This is a genomic window from Streptomyces sp. NPDC053474, from assembly GCF_044544845.1.
Classification (GTDB): domain Bacteria; phylum Actinomycetota; class Actinomycetes; order Streptomycetales; family Streptomycetaceae; genus Streptomyces.
This window is the reverse complement of record NZ_JBITXV010000014.1, coordinates 32191-50506: the sequence shown is the minus strand read 5'-3', so window position 1 is coordinate 50506 and position 18316 is coordinate 32191. Positions and strand designations below refer to the sequence as shown.

General features: G+C 72.8%; 14 protein-coding genes and 1 riboswitch. Of the genes, 8 read left to right on the top strand and 6 right to left on the bottom strand.

Annotated elements, in window-relative coordinates:
* The first annotated feature begins 69 nt into the window (after positions 1-69).
* Together ACIG3E_RS29805 and ACIG3E_RS29800 are read left to right on the top strand one after the other, a co-directional pair.
* A complete protein-coding gene (locus tag ACIG3E_RS29805) occupies positions 70-1563 on the top strand; it encodes an amino acid permease (RefSeq protein ID WP_399622625.1) in 1494 nt (497 codons plus the stop codon).
* A 25-nt stretch (positions 1564-1588) separates the two neighbouring features.
* A complete protein-coding gene (locus ACIG3E_RS29800; RefSeq protein WP_399622624.1) occupies positions 1589-2044 on the top strand; it encodes an Lrp/AsnC family transcriptional regulator in 456 nt (151 codons plus the stop codon).
* 69 nt (positions 2045-2113) lie between these two features.
* Here ACIG3E_RS29800 and ACIG3E_RS29795 read toward each other — a convergent pair whose 3' ends face one another.
* Entirely contained in the window at positions 2114-2728 is a 615-nt protein-coding gene (locus ACIG3E_RS29795; protein ID WP_399622623.1) for a Repetin, read from the bottom strand.
* A 316-nt stretch (positions 2729-3044) separates the two neighbouring features.
* Between ACIG3E_RS29795 and ACIG3E_RS29790 the strand changes: the two genes are divergently transcribed.
* Positions 3045-3842, top strand: a complete 798-nt coding sequence (locus ACIG3E_RS29790) for a carbon-nitrogen hydrolase family protein (RefSeq protein ID WP_399622620.1) — start codon at positions 3045-3047, stop codon at positions 3840-3842.
* A gap of 54 nt (positions 3843-3896) precedes the next feature.
* The gene (locus tag ACIG3E_RS29785) at positions 3897-5591 is read left to right on the top strand and encodes a flavin monoamine oxidase family protein (RefSeq protein ID WP_399622619.1); all 1695 of its coding nucleotides are present in this window, start codon (positions 3897-3899) and stop codon (positions 5589-5591) included.
* Positions 5592-5637: 46 nt separating this feature from the next.
* Here ACIG3E_RS29785 and ACIG3E_RS29780 read toward each other — a convergent pair whose 3' ends face one another.
* Both ACIG3E_RS29780 and ACIG3E_RS29775 read right to left on the bottom strand, forming a co-directional pair.
* Entirely contained in the window at positions 5638-6567 is a 930-nt protein-coding gene (locus ACIG3E_RS29780) for an LLM class F420-dependent oxidoreductase (RefSeq protein ID WP_399622618.1), read from the bottom strand.
* A gap of 103 nt (positions 6568-6670) precedes the next feature.
* Positions 6671-7327 (bottom strand): DUF5995 family protein, encoded by a 657-nt coding sequence (locus ACIG3E_RS29775; protein WP_399622860.1) that lies wholly within the window; start codon positions 7325-7327, stop codon positions 6671-6673.
* A gap of 240 nt (positions 7328-7567) precedes the next feature.
* On the opposite strand from ACIG3E_RS29775, the gene ACIG3E_RS29770 reads away from it, so the two are divergent.
* Complete coding sequence (locus tag ACIG3E_RS29770) at positions 7568-8617, top strand: glycoside hydrolase family 6 protein (RefSeq protein WP_399622859.1); 1050 nt, start codon at positions 7568-7570, stop codon at positions 8615-8617.
* Here the strand turns inward: ACIG3E_RS29770 and ACIG3E_RS29765 are convergent.
* The gene (locus ACIG3E_RS29765) at positions 8596-10020 is read right to left on the bottom strand and encodes a uracil-xanthine permease family protein (protein ID WP_399622858.1); all 1425 of its coding nucleotides are present in this window, start codon (positions 10018-10020) and stop codon (positions 8596-8598) included. The two genes, ACIG3E_RS29770 and ACIG3E_RS29765, sit on opposite strands and share 22 nt — an antisense overlap.
* Positions 10021-10270: 250 nt before the next feature.
* Between ACIG3E_RS29765 and ACIG3E_RS29760 the strand changes: the two genes are divergently transcribed.
* Positions 10271-11536 carry an alginate lyase family protein gene (locus ACIG3E_RS29760; protein WP_399622617.1) on the top strand — a complete coding sequence of 422 codons (1266 nt, stop codon included), beginning with the start codon at positions 10271-10273 and terminating at the stop codon, positions 11534-11536.
* Positions 11537-11543: 7 nt separating this feature from the next.
* Here the strand turns inward: ACIG3E_RS29760 and ACIG3E_RS29755 are convergent, their stop codons facing one another.
* Entirely contained in the window at positions 11544-12767 is a 1224-nt protein-coding gene (locus tag ACIG3E_RS29755) for an MFS transporter (RefSeq protein ID WP_399622615.1), read from the bottom strand.
* A 150-nt stretch (positions 12768-12917) separates the two neighbouring features.
* Between ACIG3E_RS29755 and ACIG3E_RS29750 the strand changes: the two genes are divergently transcribed.
* Entirely contained in the window at positions 12918-14084 is a 1167-nt protein-coding gene (locus ACIG3E_RS29750) for an ROK family transcriptional regulator (RefSeq protein ID WP_399622613.1), read from the top strand.
* A 173-nt stretch (positions 14085-14257) separates the two neighbouring features.
* Here the strand turns inward: ACIG3E_RS29750 and ACIG3E_RS29745 are convergent, their stop codons facing one another.
* A complete protein-coding gene (locus ACIG3E_RS29745) occupies positions 14258-16603 on the bottom strand; it encodes a chitinase C-terminal domain-containing protein (RefSeq protein WP_399622612.1) in 2346 nt (781 codons plus the stop codon).
* Between the two features lie 321 nt (positions 16604-16924).
* Positions 16925-17055, top strand: a riboswitch (FMN riboswitch).
* A gap of 195 nt (positions 17056-17250) precedes the next feature.
* Here ACIG3E_RS29745 and ribD point away from each other — a divergent pair.
* Positions 17251-18315: a bifunctional diaminohydroxyphosphoribosylaminopyrimidine deaminase/5-amino-6-(5-phosphoribosylamino)uracil reductase RibD gene (ribD, locus tag ACIG3E_RS29740; protein WP_399622857.1), complete on the top strand. Its 1065-nt coding sequence runs from the start codon at positions 17251-17253 to the stop codon at positions 18313-18315.
* Position 18316: the final 1 nt, after the last annotated feature.

Sequence of the window (18316 nt, the reverse complement as noted above, 5' to 3'; positions counted from 1 at the left end):
TTCCCGTGGTGATGCTCGGGCTGCCGTGGGTCCCGGCCATTTCGACCGGCAGCGATTAAGGAGCCACCCGTGCTCGACCAGGGCGCCCCCCCGAAGACCCGCCCACGCCCCCAGGGCGACAGCGGTTTCGGCAGCCGAATAACGCGGCGCAAGCCGGTGGACCGCCTGGTCGCCGAGGGCGGCCAGGGCGAGGGCGGCACGCTCCGCCGGACCCTCGGCATGTGGCAGCTGACCATGATCAGCATCGGCGCGACGCTCGGCACCGGCATCTTCGTGGTGCTCGGCGAGAGCGTGCCCAAGGCGGGCCCGGCCGTGACGGTCTCCTTCGTCATCGCCGGACTCACCGCCCTGTTCTCGGCCCTGTCCTACGCCGAGCTCGCGGGCACCATCCCGGTCGCCGGATCCTCGTACTCGTACGCGTACGCGACGATGGGCGAGCTCGTCGCCTGGGTCTGCGGCTGGTGCCTGGTCCTGGAGTACGGCGTGTCCGTCGCGGCCGTCGCCGTCGGCTGGGGCCAGTACCTGAACGAGCTGCTCGACGGCACCATCGGCGTCACCATCCCGAACGCGCTCTCCGCGGCGCCCGGCGAGGTCGACGGGGCGATCATCAACCTGCCCGGCCTGATCGTCGTGCTGCTCGCCATGGTGTTCCTGCTCGGCGGCGCCAAGGAGTCCGCCCGCGCGAACACGATCATGGTCATCGTGAAGATCGTGGCCCTCGTGCTGTTCTGCGCGGTCGGCTTCACGGGCTTCAAGTCCGGCAACTACGCCGACTTCATGCCGCTCGGCGTCGCCGGGGTCAGCGCGGCCGGAGCGAGCCTGTTCTTCTCCTACATCGGCTTCGACGCCGCCTCCACCGCCGGTGAGGAGGCCAAGAACCCGCAGCGCGACCTGCCCCGCGCGATCATGCTGTCGCTGATCATCGTCACCGCCCTGTACGTCCTGGTCGCCGCCGTCGCCGTCGGCGCCTGGAACTGGAAGGACTTCGAGGGCTCCGAGGCGTCGCTCACCGCGATCATGAACGACGTGACCGGCCAGACCTTCTGGGGCACCCTGCTCGCCGCCGGTGCCGTCATCTCCATCGCCAGCGTCGTCCTGACCGTCCTCTACGGCCAGACCCGCGTGCTGTTCGCGATGTCCCGCGACGGCCTCGTGCCGAAGACGTTCGCCAAGGTCAGCGGCAAGACCGGCACGCCCCGCGTGAACACCGTCATCGTGTCCCTGTTCTGCGGCCTCCTCGCCTCGGTGATCCCGCTCGGCAAGCTCGTCGACGCCACCAGCATCGGCACGCTCTTCGCCTTCGGCCTGGTCAACATCGCCGTGGTGATCCTGCGCCGCACCCGCCCCGACATGCCCCGCACCTTCCGGGTGCCGCTCGGCTGGCTCTTCCCGGTGCTCGGCTTCGGCTTCTGCGCGTACAACATGTACAACCTCGACGCGGCGACCTGGAAGGTCTTCGGTGTCTGGATGGTCGTCGGGCTCGTGTTCTACTTCCTGTACGGGATGCGCCGCTCCCGTCTGGAGACCGAGCCGCCCGCCGCGGAGGCCTCCGCAGTGAAGTGACACGCAGAGAAGTGAACGACCCCCAGTGCGACTGAACGATCTCGACGAACGCATCGTGCACGCCCTCGCCGAGGACGCCCGCCGCTCCTACGCCGACATCGGCCAGCTCGTCGGCCTGTCCGCGCCCGCCGTGAAGCGGCGCGTGGACCGGCTGCGGGCCACCGGAGCGATCACCGGATTCACCGTGCGGGTCGACCCGGCCGCGCTCGGCTGGGAGACCGAGGGGTTCATCGAGATCTACTGTCGCCGCAATACCTCGCCGGAGGCGATTCAGCGGGGGTTGGAGCGGTACCCCGAGATCGCGTCCGCCTCCACCGTTACCGGGGAGGCGGACGCGCTCGTGCAGGTCTTCGCTGCGGATATGCGGCATTTTGAGCGCGTGCTTGAGCGGATTGCGGGGGAGCCGTTCGTTGAGCGCACCAAGTCGGTGCTGGTGCTTTCGCCGCTGATGCGGCGGTTCTCGTCGGGGTCGCCTGCCTAGTCTTCCGTCTGCTGGCGCGTCGTGGCTTGTCGCGCAGTTCCCCGCGCCCCTTCGGGGCGCTGCCCCAGCTCAGTTGTTCTTGGGGTACGGCGGGTTCCACGGGGTTACGTGGAAGTCGCCCGTGCCCTTTCTGACCGTCTCGAAGGGGGCGGCGCTGTTGCACTTCGTCAGCTTCTTGTCGCCGGTGGGGCGGCCCGTCGCGGCCCAGCTGTAGCCGACGCGGTCCAGCTTGCCGCGGCCCTTGTCGTGGACGCTGAAGCCGACGCGGCCGCCGTCGATCTTCTTGATGTTGGTCTCCGTGATGATGCCGGTCGCCGTCGCCACCTTGCCGCCCGTCACCAGGCAGTCGATCCGGCCCTTCGCCCAGCCGCCCTTGCCGCCGGGCTTCTCCAGGTGCACGAACTCGAAGGTGCCGGTGGCCTTGTCCGGGCGCTTGACGTTCTTGGTGGCCAGGTGTGCGTCGAAGGTGAAGGTGACGTCCTCCGTCGTCTTGCGGAACATCTTCGCCGAGCCGGTGAGCGCCGCCGCCTCCCGGGGCTTCGCCTGCTTCTCGGCGGCCGGTACGGGGCGCGTGACGTCCTCGCCGGACGCGGCGGCCACGCCCGCCGCACCCGCGGTGACCAGGAGTGCCGCGCTCACGGCGAGAGCGCGGGTGCTGTTGCGGGTGAAGGTGATGCGGCTCACGGGAAGCCCTCCGTCGGTCGAAGTGACCCGGTCGTTCCGGGTGACTTCACGATCTCCCGGGGAGGGGCACCGGCACGTCGGGCCGAAGGCTGCTCTCCGCTTCCCCCGCGCGGGGGAGCCCCCGGGCGGCCGTCTGCGCCCCAGGTCGGACCTCCCGTAACCCTCGCAACGAATCTCCGCCCCGGCCCCCGGACGCGCAACGGATCGCGGGGGCAGGCGCAACGGTCGTGTCTTGTCCCGTCACACCCGCGAAACGTACGGTCTATCCGACTCACCCCGCCCCCGCCCGCGCCCCTTCCGCCCCCCGAGGTCCGCCATGCCGCCGCTGCGCACCGCCCTGCTCCAGAGCTCGGGGCGTCCCGGCTCCGTCGCCGCCAACCTCAAGGTCCTGGACGGGGCCGCCGCCCGCGCCGCGGCCGCCGGGGCGCGGCTCCTGGTGACGCCGGAGATGTTCCTTACGGGCTACGCCATCGGCGACGACGTGCCGCGCCTCGCCGAGCCCGCGGACGGCGAGGCCGCCGACGCCGTCGCCGAGACCGCGGTGCGCCACGGCGTGGCCATCGCCTACGCCTACCCCGAGCGCGACGGCGAGCACGTCTACAACGCCGTCCAGCTCATCGGCGCCGACGGCACCCGGCTCGCCAACTACCGCAAGACCCACCTCTTCGGCTGCTTCGAGCGCGACCACTTCACGCCCGGGGAGCAGCCGGTCGTCCAGGCCGAGCTCGACGGCGTCCGGATCGGCCTGATGATCTGCTACGACGTGGAGTTCCCCGAGAACGTCCGCGCGCACGCCCTCGCGGGCACCGACCTGCTGCTCGTGCCGACGGCCCAGATGCACCCCTTCCAGTTCGTCGCCGAGTCGGTCGTGCCCGTGCGCGCCTTCGAGAACCAGATGTACGTCGCGTACGTCAACCGCGTCGGCCACGAGGACGAGTTCGAGTTCGTCGGCCTGACGACGCTCGCGGGCCCCGACGGCGTGGCCCGCGCCCGTGCCGGGCGCGGCGACGAGCTGGTGTTCGCCGACGCCGACCCGGAGTTCCTGGCCGCCTCCCGCGAGGCCAACCCCTATCTGCGCGACCGCCGCCCCGGCCTGTACGCGTCCCTCGGCTGAGCCCGAGTCTCCACCCGTACCACCGTTCCGTACTGTGCAAGGAGTCCGTACCCCATGACGTCCACGGTGCCCACCGCCGTCCAGCACACCGACGCGCAGCCGCCCATCACCATGTTCGGGCCGGACTTCCCGTACGCGTACGACGACTTCCTCGCCCACCCGGCGGGGCTCGGGCAGATACCCGCGACCGAGCTCGGCACCGAGGTCGCCGTCATCGGCGGCGGCCTGTCCGGCATCGTGGCGGCGTACGAGCTGATGAAGATGGGCCTCAAGCCCGTCGTGTACGAGGCCGACCAGATCGGCGGCCGCCTGCGCACCGTCGGCTTCGAGGGCTGCGACCCGTCGCTGACCGCCGAGATGGGCGCGATGCGCTTCCCGCCGTCCTCGACGGCGCTCCAGCACTACATCGACCTGGTGGGCCTTGAGACGCGGCCGTTCCCCAACCCCCTCGCCGAGGCGACGCCCTCGACCGTCGTCGACCTCAAGGGCGAGTCGCACTACGCCGAGACCGTCGCCGACCTGCCGCAGGTCTACCGCGACGTGGCGAAGGCGTGGAGCGACTGCCTGGAGGAGGGCGCGGACTTCTCCGACATGAACCGCGCGCTGCGCGAGCGCGACGTGCCGCGCATCCGCGAGATCTGGGCGAAGCTCGTCGAGAAGCTCGACAACCAGACCTTCTACGGCTTCCTCTGCGAGTCCGAGGCCTTCAAGTCCTTCCGGCACCGCGAGATCTTCGGCCAGGTCGGCTTCGGCACCGGCGGCTGGGACACCGATTTTCCCAACAGCATCCTGGAGATCCTCCGCGTGGTCTACACGGAGGCGGACGACCACCACCGCGGCATCGTCGGCGGCTCCCAGCAGCTGCCGCTTCGCCTGTGGGAGCGCGAGCCGCAGAAGATCACGCACTGGCCGCTCGGCACCTCCCTGGCCGAGCTGCACGAGGGCCGCGCGCCGAAGCCCGCCGTGACCCGGCTGCACCGCACCGCGGGCAACCACATCACGGTGACCGACGCGAACGGCGACATCCGCACCTACCGGGCGGCGATCTTCACCGCGCAGTCCTGGATGCTGCTCTCCAAGATCGAGTGCGACGACTCGCTGTTCCCCATCGACCACTGGACGGCGATGGAGCGCACCCACTACATGGAGTCCAGCAAGCTCTTCGTGCCGGTGGACCGGCCGTTCTGGCTGGACAAGGACGAGGAGACCGGGCGTGACGTCATGTCGATGACGCTCACCGACCGGATGACGCGCGGCACCTACCTGCTCGACGACGGCCCGGACAAGCCCGCCGTCATCTGCCTCTCGTACACCTGGTGCGACGACAGCCTGAAGTGGCTGCCCCTGTCGGCGAACGAGCGCATGGACGTCATGCTCAAGTCGCTCGGCGAGATCTACCCGAAGGTCGACATCCGCAAGCACATCATCGGCAACCCGGTGACCGTGTCCTGGGAGAACGAGCCCTACTTCATGGGCGCGTTCAAGGCCAACCTGCCGGGCCACTACCGCTACCAGCGGCGCCTGTTCACGCACTTCATGCAGGACAGCCTCCCCGAGGACAAGCGCGGCATCTTCCTCGCGGGCGACGACATCTCCTGGACGGCGGGCTGGGCCGAGGGCGCCGTGACGACCGCCCTGAACGCCGTGTGGGGCGTCATGCACCACCTCGGCGGCACCACGGACCCGACGAACCCCGGCCCCGGCGACCTCTACGAGGACATCGCGCCGGTCGAGCTGCCGGAGGACTGAGGCCGACCGGGGCCCCGCGTGGCGAGCGCGGGGCCCCGGGGCCGCGCTACACCCCCGCGGCCCGCGCCGCCGCGTACAGCTCGGCGGCGACGTCCTTGAGCTCCTGCGCGTCGCGCACATGGGTCTGGATGTCGAGGAAGATCTCGTCGAGGCCCACCGCGGCGTGCGCGGCCAGGTCCTCGGCGATCTGCTCGACGCTGCCCCGGAACGGCGCGCGGTCGGCGCCGTCGTAGGCCTTGGGGGTGTACCGGGGGTTCACACGCAGGACGGACCGGACGGGCTCCGCGCGGCCGCGCTCGACGGCCACCTCGCGGACCCGCTGCCACTGCCCGGCGAGCTTGTCGGCGCCCGCGCCGATCGGCATCCAGCCGTCCGCCCGGTCCACCAGGCGGCGCAGCGCGCGCGGGCTGTTCGCGGGCAGCAGGATCGGGATGGGCCGCGCGGGCTTCGGGCCGACCTCCGACGGCACGATCCGCGACAGCTCGCCCTCGTGCGCCACCGGGTCGGGGCCCCACACCGCGCGGCACACGTCGATGACCTCGTCGAGCACCGCGCCGCGCCGCTCGAAGGGGGCGACCGCGGCGGCCGCGTACTCGTCCACGGACCAGCCGGTGCCGAGGCCCGCGACGACCCGGCCGCCGCTGGCCGCGTCGAGCGAGGCCAGCGAGCGGGCCAGCTGGAAGGGCACGTGCAGCGGGGCCACCAGGACGCTGGTGCCGAGCCGGGCCCGCTCGGTGGCCGTCGCGGCGAGGGCCAGCGTGACCAGGGGGTCGGCGACCGAGCGGTAGTCGTCGGGCCAGGGCAGGCCCGGGACGCCGTACAGGCCGTGCGACGCGGGTTCGGGGAACAGGACGCGCTCGAAGACCCACAGGCTGTCGAAGCCGGTCCGCTCGGCGAAGCGCGCCACGTCCGGGACGTCGCGCCCGAGGTCCGCCCACTTCAGCTGCGGCAGGCCGAGGCCCAGTCGGGTCGTCATCGCTGTCCTCCTGCGGGGGAGATCGCCGTGGCCGGTTCACCGTACGGCGCACGCGCGGCGGTTCCGGCGCGTCCGCTCAGGGCCTGGCCGGATCGGCCCGGCGTCAGTCGGGCAGCGGTGTGAGCAGCATCCGCCCCACCAGGCCCACCGCCCCGTCGAGGCGCTCGCGCAACTCCTCTGCGACGGCGGGGAGTTGGCGCAGTGCCCACAGGGCGCGCGCCGTCGACCAGGCGCTGTCCCGGGCCCGCTCCAGGCTCCAGGAGCCCAGCAGATGGGTCAGCGGATCGGCGACCTGGAACACGTCGGGGCCCGGCATCAGCTCTTCGCGGACGCGCTCCTCCAGCGACACGAGGATGTCGCCCACGCGGTCGAACTCGTCCTCCAGGTCCGCCGGTTCGCAGCCGAGGGCACGGCAGGTGTCGACGACGGCGAGCGCCAGGTCGTGCCCGATGTGCGCGTTGACACCCGCGAGGGCGAACTGCAGCGGCCGTACGCCCGGATGCCGCCGGAGCTGGAACAGCGGACGCCAGCAGGCGGGCGGGCGCCGGTCGGCGGCCACCGCGTCCACGGCCGCCAGATAGCGCTCGGCGAAGCGGACGTCCAGCGTGACCGCGGCCTCGACGTCCGGGAACGCGCCCGCGCCGACCTGTCGGCCGACCTCCTGAGTCACCGCGAGGTACACGCGGTTGAAGACCGCGACGCCGTCCCGGCGCGGCCACGTCCTGTCAAGGGCGCGCATGCGCGCCACCACCGCGTCCACTCCGTGCGCCACCACGTCCACTCCGTGCGCCGGGTGAGTGCACTCGGCCAACCGCTCCAACCGCGCCATGGGGGCAGGGTCCCAGCCCTAGCCTTGCGCACGGGTCCGCCGGGCGGGCGCTTCCCCAGAACGGGGGAACGGCCCGCGACGGACCCTGGGGGAAGCGGTACGAGGGGGGAGCGGGACGTGGGGGAGACACGTGCGCGCGGCCGGGGCGGGCGGTGGCGCGGGCTCGGCGGGATCGCGGCGACGGCGGCCCTGGTGGTGGCCGCCGGGGTGCTGGCCGGGGCGGTGACCGTGGCCGGGGACGACGGGCCGGGCCGGACCGAGGCCGTGGAGGGGCCGCGGTCGGGTCCGGCGCCGTCGGGGCACGCGGCGTCGGCGCGGCCGTCGCGGCCGTCGCGGCCGGGAGGGGGCGCGGCGGCCGGTGCCGGACGGCTGTACCGGTACGAGGGCGCGCAGGTCGTCGCGTGGGTGCGGGCGCACCGGGACGACCCCAGAAGCCCGCTGATCGCGTCCCGGATCGCCGCCCGGCCCGCCGCCGTCTGGTTCACCGACCCCAGGCCGTGGGCCGTCACGGCACAGGTGCGGGCGGTGACGGACCGGGCGGGCGACCGGGTGCCGGTCCTCGTCGCGTACGCGATCCCGAACCGCGACTGCGGCGGCCCCTCGCGGGGCGGCGTGCCGCGCCTCGCCGCGTACGCCCGGTGGATCGAGCGGTTCGCGGCGGGACTCGGCTCCCGTGAGGTCGTCGTCATCCTGGAGCCGGACGCCGTCGCGCTCGCCGATTGCCTCTCTCCGGGCGAGCGGTCGCGGCGGTTCGCGGCGCTGGCCCGCGCGGGCGCCGTCCTGAAGCGGGCGAACCCCGCGGCGCGCGTCTACTACGACGGCGGGCACTCGGGCTGGCACCGGGCCGAGCGGCAGGCGGCCGCGCTGCGCCGGGCGGGCGCGGCGTCCCCCGCCTCGTCGGACGGCGTGTTCACGAACGTGTCCAACTTCCACCGCACCGCCGCCGAAGTGGCGTACGCGCGCCGGGTCCTCACCGCCCTCGGCGGGCCGCGCGGCCTCGGCGCCGTCATCGACACCAGCCGCAACGGCAACGGCGCCCCGGCGGACGGCCGGTGGTGCGACCCCGCGGGGCGCAGCGTCGGCCGCCCGCCCACGCTGCGCACCGGCGCGGCCCGCATCGACGCCTATCTCTGGGTCAAGCTGCCCGGGGAGTCGGACGGCTGCCGGGGCAGGCCCGGCACCTTCTCGCCGGAGTACGCCTACGACTTGGCGCGCGGCTGACCGGGGGAGCCGCCGGTGCCCCGCCCGTCCTCCTGCTCGTCGTACGACGACGTCCCCGAGTCGAGCAGCGGCTCCTGGGACTTGAGGTGGGCGGGGGCGAAGGCGCGCAGCACGTGGTAGCCGGTGATCACCACGATGGTGCCGAGGGCGATGCCGCTCAGGGAGAAGGTGTCGGTGAACTTCAGTGAGACGTTGCCGACGCCGATGATGATGCCCGCGGCGGCCGGGACCAGGTTCAGCGGATTGCGCAGGTCGACGTCGGCGTTGATCCAGATCTGGGCGCCGAGCAGGCCGATCATGCCGTACAGGATGACGGTGATGCCGCCGAGCACCCCGCCGGGGATCGCGGCGACGACCGCGCCGAACTTCGGGCACAGGCCGAAGAGCAGCGCGAACGCGGCGGCCGCCCAGTACGCGGCCGTGGAGTAGACGCGGGTCGCGGCCATCACGCCGATGTTCTCGGAGTACGTGGTGTTGGGCGGGCCGCCGACCGCCGTGGACAGCATGGACGCCGCGCCGTCCGCGGAGATCGCGGTGCCGAGCTTGTCGTCGAGGGAGTCGCCGGTCATCTCGCCGACCGCCTTGACGTGGCCCGCGTTCTCTGCGACCAGGGCGATCACGACGGGGAGCGCGACGAGGATCGCCGACCACTCGAAGCTCGGGCCGTGGAAGGTAGGCAGGCCGATCCAGTCCGCGTCGCCGACCGCGGACAGGTCCAGGCGCCAGTGGTCGGTGACCTTGCCGGAGCCGTCCGCCGAGTGGATCTTGCCGAAGACCGAGTCGAGGACCCAGGACAGCGCGTAGCCGAAGAGCAGGCCGAGGAAGATCGCGACCCGGGACCAGAAGCCTCGCAGGCACACCACGGCCAATCCGGTGAACAGCATGACGCACAGGGCCGTCCACTGGTCCTGCGGCCAGTAGGTCGAGGCCGTCACCGGGGCGAGGTTGAAGCCGATCAGCATGACGACCGCGCCGGTGACGATCGGCGGCATCGCCGCGTGGATGATCCGCGCGCCGAACCGCTGCACGGCGAGCCCCACCACGAACAGCGCCGCGCCCACCACGAACACCGCGCCCGTCACCGTGGCGCTGGAGCCGCCCTGGGCGCGGATCACGGCCGCCACGCCCACGAAGGACAGCGAGCAGCCGAGGTAGCTGGGCACCCGGCCGCGCGTGGCGAGCAGGAAGATGACGGTCGCGACGCCCGACATCATGATCGCGAGGTTCGGGTCGAGGCCCATGAGCACCGGGGCGACGAACGACGCCCCGAACATCGCCACCACGTGCTGGGCGCCGAGCCCGAACGTCCGGGGCCACGAGAGCCGTTCGTCGGGTCGGACGACGGCCCCGGGCGCGGGGGTGCGCCCATCGCCGTGCAGCCTCCAGCGCACGCCGAGATCCATGGTGAGTTCGCTTTCTGTGCGCGGGACGAGCTGTGCCGTCGCGGGGGACGGGCCGTGTCGTCGCGGGGGGACGAGCTGTGTCGTCATGTCGACGATCAGCGTCGACATGTTAGTGCGACATAAGTGCGACTTCTCCCCGGCGGCTTCCGGTACGGCTGCCGGGTCCCGGCGGGTAGGGCTCCTCGGTTCCTTCCGGTACGGTGTCCCGGCCAGGTCTATGAACCATGTTCATGTATCTGATTGGAGTGCCATGACAGCCCGCTCCTTCATAGGTGCCCTGCTCGCGGCGGTGGTCCTCGCCGCAGTGCCCCTGGCCGCCCCCGCCGCGGCCGCCCCGCGGCCCGAGGTCCCCGACACCGTCGTCCTCGACGGTCACCGGCTCGCCGAGGCCAAGCGCCGCCTCGACCGGGGCGACCCCCGGCCGCGCCGCGCCCTGCGCGACCTCACGGCCCGCGCGGACCGCTGGCTGGGCCAGGGCCCCTGGACCGTCGTCGACAAGCCGAGGCCCGCGCCCGGCGGCGACCCGCACGACTATCTGAGCCAGGCCCCCTACTGGTGGCCGACCGGGCCGAGGACCCCCGAGAACCCCTGGGGCTGCCCGTACGAGCAGCGCGACGGCGAACGCAACCCCGAGGTCGACACCGGCACCGACCGCCGGGACGCGGAGAACGTCTTCGACTCCAGCTACGAGCTGTCCCTCGCCTGGTACTACACGGGCGAGCGCGCGTACGCCGAACACGCCGCGACCGTCCTGCGCACCTGGTTCCTCGACCCGGCGACCCGGATGAACCCGCGCCTCGACCACGGGCAGTTCATCCCCTGCCGGTACGACGGCCGGGCCATCGGCATCATCGACTTCTCGCAGTCGTACACGAGCGTCCTGGACGCCCAGGCGATCCTCGCCGCCGGTGCGCCCGGCTGGACCCGGACCGACCGGGCGCGGATGACCGACTGGAACAAGGACTTCCGCGACTGGCTGGCGCACAGCGACTTCGGCGAGCAGGAAGGCGCCGCGAAGAACAACCACGGCACCTTCTACGACCTGCAACTCGCCGCCCTCGCCCGGGCCACCGGCGACGACGCCCTCGCCCGCCGGACCGTCCGCGACGCGCGCGCCCGGCGCGTCGACCCGCAGATCGCCGCCGACGGCAGCCAGCCGCAGGAGCTCGCCCGCACCCGCAGCTGGCACTACTCGACCTTCGACCTGGTCGCCTACGCGCGCCTCGCCGACGTCGGCCGACACGTGGGCGTGGACCTCTGGGCCCACCGGGGCCCCGCCGGGCAGAGCCTGGGCGGGGCCGTCCGCTATCTGCTGCCCGCCGCCACCGGCGAGCGGCCGTGGCCGCACCCCGAGCTGGACTTCCGCCGGTACGCGGCGGCCGACGTCGTGCACGCGGCCGCCGACGCGGGCGAGCGGGCGGCGCGGGCCGCGGTGCCGAAGCTCCAGGACCCGCCCGGCGGCGACCTGTGGGAGCTGCGGCCCGCGGCGGAGCAGCTGGACTCCATCGCCGGGTGAGGGCGCCTCAGCCCTTGCGGTCCACCGCCTCGGTCTGCGGGGCGGGCGCCTGCACGGGCGTCCGCCCGGCCGTGCGCAGCACCCCGGCGAACACCATCAGCCCGCAGGCGAGCGCGGTGACCAGGGTGAAGGAGGCGACCAGGCTCGTCGCGTCGGCGAGCGTGCCGATCGCCGACGGCGCGATCAGGCTGGAGGTGTAGGTGATGGTGGCGACGCCCGCGATGGCCTGGCTGGGGTTGGGGCCGCTGCGCCCGGCCGCGGCGAACGCCAGCGGCACGACGACGGCGATGCCGAGGCCCATCAGCGCGAAGCCGGTCATGGCGAGGGCCGCGTGCGGCGCCGTCACCACGCACAGGCCGCCGACCGCGGCGAGCAGCCCGCCGACCCGCACCGTGCGCACCGAGCCGTACCGGTCGACCACCTTGTCGCCCACGAGGCGGGCGATCGCCATCGTCAGCGTGAAGCCGGTCGTGCACGCGGCGGCCAGACCGGCCGAGGAGTCGAGCACGTCCTTGAGGTACACCGCCGACCAGTCGAGGCTGGCGCCCTCGGCGAACACCGCGCAGAACCCGACCGCGCCGATGAGCAGCGCCGACTTCGGCGGCAGGGCGAAGCGCGGCGGCGGGTCGTCGTCCGGGGCCGCGCCCAGTTCGAGCACGCCCTGACAGGCGATCAGACCGGCCGTGGTGAGCACGGCCGCCGCGAGCGCGTGGTGCGCCCGGGCGTCCGCGCCCAGGTGCGCCGCGACCGTGCCGCCCGCCGAGCCGATCAGGGCGCCGACGCTCCACATGCCGTGCAGGCCCGACATGATGGACTTCTCCATGCGGTTCTCGATCTCGACGCCGAGCGCGTTCATCGCGACGTCCGCCATGCCCGACGTCGCGCCGTACACGAAGAGCGCCGCGCACAGCGTGGGCAGGTTCGGCGCGAGCGCGGGGAGCGTGAGCGCGAGCGTCCACAGCGCGAGCAGCGCGCGCAGCGCCGTCCGCACGCCGAAGCGATGGCTCAGCCAGCCCGCGAGGGGCATCGCGAGGGACGCGCCGATCGCCGGGAAGGCCAGCGCGAGGCCGAGCATGCCCGCGCTGACGTCCGCGTGGTCCTGGATCCACGGCACCCGGGTCGCGAACGACCCGGCGACCGAGCCGTGCACACAGAAGATGACCGCGACCGCGAGCCGCGCCCTGCTCAACTGGCGCTTGCTGTAAACCACTTGGCCCTGCCCCTCACTCATCCGCTCCACCCCTCCACGGTCCCCTCCGGGACCGCCGCAGTAAACTATCAGGAACCCTGCCTGATAGAAGAGGGTCAGGGAACCGCATATCGCGCGCATCGCGACCGCCGCCCCGGCGGACCGACCCGAGCGCTGTGGAAGGATCCGGCCATGCCCGCATCACCGAGCACCGCTCGGGCCATCAACGACCGGCTCGCGCTGCGCCTCCTGCAAAGCGAAGGCCCCTTGACGGCAGGGCAGTTGAAGCAGCTCACGGGGTTGTCCCGGCCCTCCGTCGCCGACCTCGTGGAGCGGCTTCGCGCCTGTGGCCTGATCGCGGTCGTCGGCGAGGCGGGGGAGCGGCGCCGGGGCCCGAACGCGCGCCTGTACGGCATCGTCGCCGACCGCGCCCAGCTGGCCGCGCTGGACGTCCGTACCGAGAGCGTCACCGTCGTCGTCGCCGATCTGCTCGGCACCTCGCTCGCCGAAGCCTCGCTCCCCGTGGACGACGGCACGGGCACCGGGCCCGCCGTCGAGCGGGCCGTCGCCCTCGTCGAGCGCACCGCGGCCACGGCCGGGGCCACGCGGCTGCACACCGTCGGGGTGGGCGCCCCGGGCCTGATCGACCCGGCGACCGGCGACCTGCGCGACTCGGCGGGCCTGCCCGCCTGGCACCGCCGCCTGGTGACGGCCCTGACGGACCGGCTCCCCGCACGCGTCCTGGTGGAGAACGAGACCAACCTCGCCGCCCGCGCCGAGCAGCGCGACGGCGCCGCGCACGACCGCGACACCTTCGTGCTCCTGTGGCTCGGCGCGGGCACGGGCGCGGCCGTCGTCCTGGACGGGGCGCTGCGCAGGGGCGCGTCCGGCGGCACCGGGGAGATCGGCTTCCTGCCGGTGCCCGGCACCGGCGGGCTGCCCTCGGCGACCGCCTGCGACGGCGGCTTCCACACGCTGGCCGGGTCCGGGGCGGTGGCGGACCTGGCGGCGGACCACGGTCTGAAGGCGGATCCTGAGCCGGGCGAACTGCCCGCGGCCGCGCTCGTGCGGCACGCCGTGGAGACGGACCACGCGCCGTTCCTCACCGCGCTCGCCGACCGCGTGGCCATCGGCGCGGCGTCCGTCGTGGCCGTTCTTGATCCGGGGTGTGTGGTGCTCGGGGGCGAGCTGGGACGGGCGGGCGGTGACGTGCTCGCCGCGCGCGTGGCCGAGCGGGTGGCCCTGATGTCGCCGTTGCGCACGGAGGTTCGCGCTAGTGCGTTGGGCGGGGCGGCGGTGCTTCGGGGGGCGTTGCTCACGGCGCGGGACGCGGCGCAGGAGGAGCTTTTCACTACGTGAGCGCCGTTGGGGTGGGGCTGGTGTTGCGTCTGCGGGTTGCGTGTGGCTGGTCGCGCAGTTCCCCGCGCCCCTTCGGGGCGCGTCCCTGTCGGGAAGCCCGGCGGCGGGGCAAGGGCGTTTCTTCCCGCCGCCGGGCGTCAGGGGCGGGGCACCGGGTGCCCCGGGTCAGGCCGTCAGCAGGCTCCCAGGTCCTGCCAGACGCCCCACTGGCCGGTGGTGCCGGGCTCGTCGCCCTTCGTCCACCACTTGGCCTTCCAGGTGTGCGACTTGTGGGACACGGTGGTCCCGGAGCCGTACTCCGACGTCGCGCTCCACGCGGGCGGGGTGCACTTCCCGGGCGGGTCCGTCGGGCCGGGCGGATCCGTCGGGCCCGGGCCCGTGCCGGGCTCGACCACTGTCGTGCCGCGCGCCAGGTCACCGGCGAGCGCGTAGGTCGTACCGCCGATGTTCACGGTCCAGTTCGACGGCGTCGACACCGGCAGGTAGTAGTTGAACGACAGGTCCACGGACGCGCCGGGCGCCAGGGTCTGCCAGGCGGGCAGCTTCAGCGAGACGCGGTGGAAGTCGCCCTTCAGGCCGCCCACGTTGTTCCCGGTGTGGCCGGTGCTGATCACCTTCGTGCCGAAGCCGGACTGGTCGGAGGCGTTGGCGGGGGCCGAGGTGGAGTAGTCGAACTGGAACTCCGTGCCGCCGGGCAGGGTCGTCTTCGTGTTGTTGGTGATCTTCAGCTTGGGCGTGATCGGGTAGTTGGAGTCGCCGAGCTTGAAGTCGCCGAACTCCACGCCGATGTCCACGGCCTTGGCGGGCAGGTCCTTGCCCGCGACCTTCGCGCCGTAGGGGGTGGCCGACTTGAACGTGTCGTACATCGTCGTGGTGAGCGTGTCGCCGATCTCGTACTGGCCCTTGGCGGCGTTGTACGCGTAGTCGCCCGCGAGCTCCCACACCATGGTGCCGCCGATGCCCTTGTCGACCACGTAGTCGGCCTTGGCCTTCACGGACTGCTCGTCCTCGGTGGACAGGAACACCTTCTTGTCGGCGTTCCACAGCCAGGGCGCGACCAGCTTCGCGTCGTACTTGCGGGCGTAGGTGCCGGTGAGCTTGGTGTCGGCGGCGAAGCCGTACTTGGTCACGTAGTCCCCGACGACGCCCTTCTCCAGGTTCTTGGCGTGCCACATCGGGTTCGACCCGGCCGGGGACTCCTTGCCGTTGTCGTCCTTGTCGTGCCACAGGTTGTCGATGCCGACGGCGCCGTCACCGCACTTGGTGAGCCCGGAGCCGGCCGGGCAGTTCGTCGTGGCCGCCTTGCCCCACAGGCCGTCGGTGCCGCCCTGCACGTTCTTGAAGCCGCGCGTGTAGTACGGAAGGCCGATGTTGATGCGCCCCGCGGGCATCGAGCCGCGGAAGTAGTGGTACGCCCAGTCGGTGTTGAGGTAGCCGATGCCGCCGTACTGCTGGCTGCCGTACACGCCCGCCGCCGCGAGCTCGCTGTCCTTGCCGTCGTCGTAGAGCGAGGCGTTCGGACCGACGTGCTCGTTCCAGGCGCCGTGCAGGTCGTACGACATGATGTTGACGTAGTCCAGGTACTTCTGGACCTGGAAGGTCTCCATGCCGCGCAGCAGATAGCCGGAGGAGGGCGCGGCGACGGTCAGCAGGTAGTGCTTGCCGTCACTGGCCCCGGCCCGGTCGAGCTTCTCGCGCAGCGTCTTCATCAGCGCCGCGTAGCTCTTGACCAGGCCCGCGCGACGGCCGTTGGCGAGCTGCCAGTCGAGCGGGTTGCCCGCGTCCTTCATCGTCGTCGGGTACTCGTAGTCGATGTCGACGCCGTTGAAGCCGTACTTCCGGATGAAGTCGACGGTCGACTCGGCGAAGGTGTTGATGCCCGCCTGGTTCACCGAGCCGTCGGCGTTGGTGGCCATCGAGTAGAAGCCGCCGGAGTTCACGCGCTTGCCGTCGTCGCCGAAGTAGCCGCCGGTCTCGGCCCAACCGCCCACGGAGACGAGGGTCTTGACGTTCGGGTGCTTCTTCTTGAACTTGTTCAGGAGGTTGAAGTGGCCCTTGTAGGAGAACCCGGGGTCCATCTCGGCGCCCGCGACGCCCGGCCACGTCATGCCGGTGGCGGCGTTCTTCTCGCCGTCGGAGCCGACGGAGATCTTGTTGTCCTTGTCGACGTGCGCGAAGGCGTAGTTGAGGTGGGTGACCTTGTCCCAGGGGATGTCGGAGGCGAGATAGGCGGGCTCGCCGTTCTTGCCGGTGCGCCAGCCGGTGAAGTAGCCGATGACGCGGCGCTGGTGGTCGGCGCCCATCTTCTCCCGGCCGTCGGCGTCGTAGACGGAACAGTAGGGGACGTCGACGCCGGGGGTCTTGTAGAGGCCGTCGGGTCTGCACGACTCGTTGGCCACGGGGTCCGCGGCCTGGGACGTCGTGGCGGCGAGCGTGCTCAGGAGCAGACCGGCGACGGCGGCGCCGGTGGCCAGGAGCGTGGTTCTCGCGGTGGTTCTCGCGCGGGTGGGGGTGGGCACGTGGTTCCTCCTGGGGAGGCTCGGTGTCGCACAACGGACGGGGACGTCGGCCCACGATGTGCGCACACCGGGCGGGCCTTTCCGCAGAGTGACGCAGACGTTAAAAGGACTAGACCAGAGCGTCAATAGGTATGGACCAACCCCGTTGCGGAGGGGGATTCGCCATTTCCGGACCGGCGGTCGGCGGAATCCGGTCAGAACGGGGCGACATGATCCGGCCGGGCCGGATCGCGGGCGGCACGGCGTCCGCTGTGAGCCAGCCCACAGAAGGCGGCCCGCACGGTCGCTACCGGGCGTGGCACACTGGCTGCGTACCAAAAGCAGCGCACTCCGGGGTCGGTGTAATTCCGAACCGGCGGTTATAGTCCGCGACCCGGTCACCTCCAGTGGCCGGTTGACCAGGTGAAACTCCTGGACCGACGGTGAAAGTCCGGATGGGAGGCAGTGCGCGGCGAGCAGGCACACCCTGGTGTGCCGTGCCGCCGTAGTGGCTTGTTCCTGACAGGGGACAGGTCTCTTCCGGCGTCCGCGGCCCCGAGCGTTCCCGGTGTTCCCGCTCGTTCCTTGTCGTCGTCATCGACGCGCCCCGGAGTCCGTGCCCGAAGAGGCAGGAGGACCCGGTGGCCACCCAGGCCGAAGCAGCCGCCATGCGGCACGCGCTCGCACTCGCCGTGCGCGGACTCGGCTTCACCAGCCCCAACCCGGTCGTCGGCTGCGTCATCATCGACGCCGCGGGACGCACCGTCGGCGAGGGCTACCACCAGCGCGCGGGCGGACCGCACGCCGAGGTCCACGCCCTGCGCGCGGCGGGCGACAAGGCCCGCGGCGCCACCGCCGTCGTCACCCTCGAACCCTGTAACCACACCGGCCGCACCGGCCCCTGCGCCCAGGCCCTCGTCGACGCCGGGATCACCCGCGTCGTCTACGCGGTCGGCGACCCGAACCCGCAGGCCACCGGCGGCGCCGCCACCCTGCGCGCGGCCGGGGTGGACGTCGAGGCGGGCCTGCTCGCCGCCGAGGGCGAGGCGGCCAACGCCGCCTGGCTCACCTCCGTGCGCCGCGGCCGCCCCCACGTCACCTGGAAGTACGCCGCCACGCTCGACGGCCGCACCGCCGCCGCCGACGGCACCAGCCGCTGGCTCACCTCCGCCGCGTCCCGCGCCGACGTGCACCGCCTGCGCGCCGAGTGCGACGCCGTCGTCGTCGGTGCGGGCACCCAGCGCGCCGACGACCCGCACCTCGCCGTCCGCGGCATCGAAGGCGCCCGGCAGCCGCTGCGGGTCGTCGTCGACACCCACGGCACCGCCGTGCGCCCCGGCGCCCGCGTCCTGGACGACGCGGCCCCCACCCTGATCGCGGTGGCCGACGACACCGACGCGGCACGGCACCCGTCCGGCGCCGACACGGTGCGCCTGCCGCGCGCCGCGGGCGGCCTGGACGTCACGGCGCTGCTCGCCGCGCTGCACGCCCGCGACGTGCGCTCCGTCCTGCTCGAAGGCGGCGCGACGCTCGCGGGCGCCTTCGTCGCCGCGGACGCCGTCGACCGCGTCATCGGCTATCTCGCGCCCGCCCTGCTCGGCGCGGGCCCCGCCGCCCTCACCGGCGGCGGAATCACCACCGTCACCGAAGCGTTGCGGCTCGACATGAGCGAGGCCGTCCGCATCGGACCCGATCTGCGGATCACCGCGACCCCCGCACCGAAGGAGCGCTGAG